General features: G+C 45.8%; 5 protein-coding genes, 1 tRNA gene and 1 pseudogene. 3 read left to right on the top strand and 4 right to left on the bottom strand.

Annotated elements, in window-relative coordinates:
• Positions 1 to 41 precede the first annotated feature (41 nt).
• Both OQV04_RS25325 and OQV04_RS23630 read left to right on the top strand, forming a co-directional pair.
• Positions 42 to 107, top strand: a pseudogene (locus OQV04_RS25325) (helix-turn-helix domain-containing protein); the annotation flags it as partial.
• Positions 108 to 268: 161 nt separating this feature from the next.
• The gene (locus OQV04_RS23630; RefSeq protein ID WP_001299447.1) at positions 269 to 1432 is read left to right on the top strand and encodes an integrase; all 1164 of its coding nucleotides are present in this window, start codon (positions 269 to 271) and stop codon (positions 1430 to 1432) included.
• A 15-nt stretch (positions 1433 to 1447) separates the two neighbouring features.
• Here the strand turns inward: OQV04_RS23630 and OQV04_RS23625 are convergent.
• Positions 1448 to 1524: transfer RNA gene (locus OQV04_RS23625), tRNA-Arg, on the bottom strand.
• Positions 1525 to 1766: 242 nt separating this feature from the next.
• On the opposite strand from OQV04_RS23625, the gene fimZ reads away from it, so the two are divergent.
• On the top strand, positions 1767 to 2399 hold the full coding sequence (fimZ, locus tag OQV04_RS23620; RefSeq protein ID WP_000805428.1) for a fimbria biosynthesis transcriptional regulator FimZ: 633 nt from the start codon (positions 1767 to 1769) through the stop codon (positions 2397 to 2399).
• 2 nt (positions 2400 to 2401) lie between these two features.
• Here the strand turns inward: fimZ and sfmF are convergent, their stop codons facing one another.
• From sfmF to OQV04_RS23605, 3 genes are all read right to left on the bottom strand, one after another.
• Positions 2402 to 2917 carry a fimbria assembly protein gene (gene sfmF / locus OQV04_RS23615; protein WP_032280444.1) on the bottom strand — a complete coding sequence of 172 codons (516 nt, stop codon included), beginning with the start codon at positions 2915 to 2917 and terminating at the stop codon, positions 2402 to 2404.
• A 10-nt stretch (positions 2918 to 2927) separates the two neighbouring features.
• Positions 2928 to 3935: a type 1 fimbria D-mannose specific adhesin FimH gene (gene fimH, locus OQV04_RS23610; RefSeq protein WP_089621365.1), complete on the bottom strand. Its 1008-nt coding sequence runs from the start codon at positions 3933 to 3935 to the stop codon at positions 2928 to 2930.
• Between the two features lie 12 nt (positions 3936 to 3947).
• Positions 3948 to 4400, bottom strand: a 453-nt coding sequence (locus OQV04_RS23605; protein ID WP_272471974.1) for a FimD/PapC C-terminal domain-containing protein, incomplete at its 5' end; no start/stop codon positions are given.

Here is a 4400-nt window from a genome sequence, read left to right as displayed (position 1 = left end):
TAAGAAGTTACGTGACATGCGTTCAAAAAGCAGAGGTAACCATGGAATCATACAGCCTCACACTCGATGAGGCCTGTCAGTTTCTTAAGATATCCAGACCAACCGCCACCAACTGGATACGAACAGGCCGCCTACAGGCAACACGTAAAGATCCAACCAAGCCAAAATCTCCTTACCTCACAACACGGCAAGCCTGCATTGCGGCGCTTCAGTCTCCGCTGCATACTGTCCAGGTGAGCGCGGGTGATGGCATAACAGAGGAAAGAAAATGTCACTCTTCCGCAGAAATGAAATATGGTATGCCTCGTATTCGCTCCCGGGCGGGAAACGAATTAAGGAATCTCTTGGCACAAAGGACAAGCGGCAAGCTCAGGAGTTGCACGACAAGCGAAAAGCAGAACTCTGGCGAGTAGAAAAGCTAGGGGATTTACCTGATGTCACTTTTGAAGAGGCCTGCCTAAGATGGCTTGAGGAAAAAGCTGATAAAAAATCTCTCGATTCAGATAAAAGCCGGATTGAGTTCTGGCTTGAACATTTTGAGGGTATAAGGCTTAAAGATATCTCGGAGGCAAAGATTTACTCTGCTGTAAGCAGAATGCATAACAGAAAGACGAAAGAAATATGGAAACAGAAAGTTCAGGCCGCCATCAGGAAAGGTAAAGAACTGCCTGTTTATGAACCAAAGCCAGTATCAACTCAGACAAAGGCAAAGCATCTTGCCATGATAAAGGCCATTCTCCGTGCTGCAGAACGCGACTGGAAGTGGCTGGAAAAAGCGCCTGTCATCAAGATACCAGCGGTCAGAAACAAGCGAGTCAGATGGCTGGAAAAGGAGGAAGCAAAACGCCTTATTGATGAGTGCCCCGAACCACTGAAATCTGTCGTCAAGTTTGCGCTGGCAACTGGTCTGAGAAAGTCGAACATCATAAATCTGGAATGGCAACAAATCGACATGCAGCGACGAGTTGCCTGGGTGAATCCAGAAGAGAGCAAATCAAACCGCGCCATTGGTGTGGCGCTGAACGATACCGCCTGTAAAGTGTTGCGTGATCAAATAGGCAAGCATCACAAATGGGTGTTTGTACATACCAAGGCGGCTAAGCGAGCAGATGGAACATCAACGCCTGCGGTCAGGAAGATGCGCATCGACAGCAAGACATCATGGCTATCAGCTTGTCGTCGTGCAGGAATTGAAGATTTCCGTTTCCATGACCTCAGACACACCTGGGCAAGCTGGCTGATTCAGTCAGGCGTCCCATTATCAGTGCTTCAGGAAATGGGCGGATGGGAGTCCATAGAAATGGTTCGTAGGTATGCTCACCTTGCGCCTAATCATTTGACAGAGCATGCGAGGAAAATAGACGACATTTTTGGTGATAATGTCCCAAATATGTCCCACTCTGGAATTATGGAGGATATAAAGAAGGCGTAACTGATTGAATTGTAATGGCGCGCCCTGCAGGATTCGAACCTGCGGCCCACGACTTAGAAGGTCGTTGCTCTATCCAACTGAGCTAAGGGCGCGTTGATACCGCAATGCGGTGTAATCGCGTGAATTATACGGTCAACCCTTGCTGAGTCAATGGCTTTTGATCTGGTTGCTGAACAAGTGAACGACCGCGTCTGATTTTCTGATTTATTTCGCTATAGCGGCAAACAAATGCACATCGCTGCGCGTCTGAATCAAGAAAACCCGTATTTTCATGTATCAAAGTACAATTTACCGCCCTAACGGAAAATTGTCCGCTCCTATGAGACTGGTAACTATGAAACCAACGTCGGTGATCATTATGGATACTCATCCTATCATCAGAATGTCTATTGAAGTTCTGTTGCAAAAAAACAGTGAATTGCAGATTGTCCTGAAAACGGATGATTACCGCATAACCATCGATTATCTCCGAACCCGTCCTGTTGATTTAATCATTATGGATATAGACTTGCCCGGAACAGACGGTTTTACCTTCCTGAAAAGGATCAAACAAATCCAGAGCACAGTGAAAGTGTTATTTTTATCATCGAAATCAGAATGCTTTTATGCTGGCAGAGCGATACAAGCTGGTGCTAACGGTTTTGTCAGTAAATGCAATGATCAGAATGATATTTTTCATGCCGTTCAGATGATCCTCTCCGGATACACGTTTTTTCCCAGCGAAACGCTTAACTATATAAAAAGCAATAAATGTAGTACGAATAGTTCAACGGTCACTGTGCTATCTAATCGTGAAGTGACCATATTACGTTATCTGGTTAGCGGATTATCTAATAAAGAAATTGCCGATAAGTTATTACTTAGCAATAAAACAGTTAGTGCGCATAAATCTAATATTTATGGCAAGCTAGGTTTACATTCAATTGTAGAGCTTATCGACTACGCCAAATTATACGAATTAATATAATATTAATTATAATTGATCATAAATATCGCATCCGCTTTCGCCACACCTGGCCGAACACCGCTGGCTAACGCTCGATAATTGGCAAAAAAGTTTAGTGTGACATTGCCATTTGCATCTACTTCCTCAGTCGGGCTCGCCTCCCCCAGTGCGAGCCGGGAGCGATCGCTATTACGTAATTCGATGGCAACGGTTTGTGCCATTGCGGGATCATCCAGAGCCAGCAGGTTGGCATCAGATGCCGGCGTTCCCGTAAATAAAATCGCAACTGAACCCGGAGGACATCCCTCCAGCCGCAGGCTAAAAGGGACGAGTGCCGTGGTATCGCCAGCGTTCAGTAATTGTGTCGTAGGCCATCTGCCTAAATCTACCGTCTTATCAATATCCGCTGTGTTTACGGTACAGGAGAAATCAACAACGTTACCGTGCAAATTGATATTAATCGTTCCTAAAGGGTCAGCTGCCCATCCACTGGAACTCCACATTAACCCGCAGAAACAGCTAAAGAATACTCTTCTCATTCTCCGTACCTCATTGATAATCGACGCGTAAATACCCCAGCGCGCTAAACGGCCCTTCGGTCGGTTTTTGACCGGTAATACTGATAGGCCAGGCGCGAAGTGTGACATTGGCTACCGCAGCTGCATCCAGACGGAAAGGAATAACGCTATTGAGATCGTTAGGCGTGATCGGCGTATCGTTCTGATCGGCGACAATAAAACCTAAATCCTGATTGTCCGACACCATCGCCTGACCAGAAACGGCACTGGCTTCCAGACGCATTGTTAAATAAGCCTGCGCAGCAACATTCGTACATTTGACCGCAATGCTCTTGGTTTGCGGCATGACACCAGCAGGTCGATTACCCGGCCCTGCCGCACTAAATAACGATGCGCCGATATCACCAAAATCAAATTCAACAATCTGCCCGGCATTTAATTCGCAGTTTTGCGGTACTTCAACCCGGCCACCAAAACTAATGGTATAAACAGGTGTAACCAACGGATCGTAAGGCGTTGATGTCACATACACGGTAAACATCACCTGTCTGGGGATCTCCACCATGTTAATAAAGGGCCGAATAACCTTTAAACGAAATATCAAACGAGAATCCATCACCCCGAACGGAAGGTTTTGCGAAACGTTAGGATCTGTTCCCATACGAATATAATTTTGCGGGGGAAATTGAATATCCATCACACTATCAACCAGACTCATCGCACCTAATAGATAATCATTTAATTGCATATATTTATAATTATCGATAGTTTCCTGAACAATAAAGTTAGTGACATAACTACGGTATGTATAATTCACCAGCGTGCCGGGTGGACAAATTGCTGACACACCTACCCAGCCGGATTTTTCCGGTAAAACAACAATCTGCCCTGGCTGGTTATTGGTGCTATTAAAGACATTTGAGAGATCATAGTGTTCATCTTCTGCTACGCCAGTACTATTTGCACAAACAGTAGCCCAGGATATGTTTGCCAGACACAAACATGCCATCGCCAATAATAATCTGCAGATTATCTTCATTGATAATTTCCTTTATGAGCCAGGATGTGTGCAAACTGCCGAAATAACTGTGACGGCTTGCTGTAAGCTTTGCTTCGGCAATACATAGTGCGCAATGCAGCGTGAGTTCGCGCCGTCTCCCCACTGAACCAGTAATTCACCAGACAATGGCGCACCACTTAAATAAACTTGCCCGTCATCACCCACCATACTGGTTATTCCGGTACTGTTTTCCCGTACCAGTGATCCAAACGGCACCGGTTTTCCGCCCTGGGTAACGGTAATGAGCGCCCGCACGCCTATGCGGGTATCAAAATTGGCACGAACCAACGCGCCTTGCGTCGGCACAACGCTGCTAATATTTTTTTCAACATCGATGGAATTCCCCATCGTATTGGTATCAAGCGCGAGGTGATGCTGCCAACTTACTGATTTAGTGTATGATGGTGTTTTTGAGGTGCTCCAGTGGCTTCTGTTTCTATCAGC

Origin of the sequence: Escherichia sp. Lx600-2 (assembly GCF_036662595.1) — a bacterium.
Taxonomy (GTDB): Bacteria; Pseudomonadota; Gammaproteobacteria; order Enterobacterales; family Enterobacteriaceae; genus Escherichia; species Escherichia coli.
This window is presented reverse-complemented; position numbering and strand designations above follow the sequence as displayed.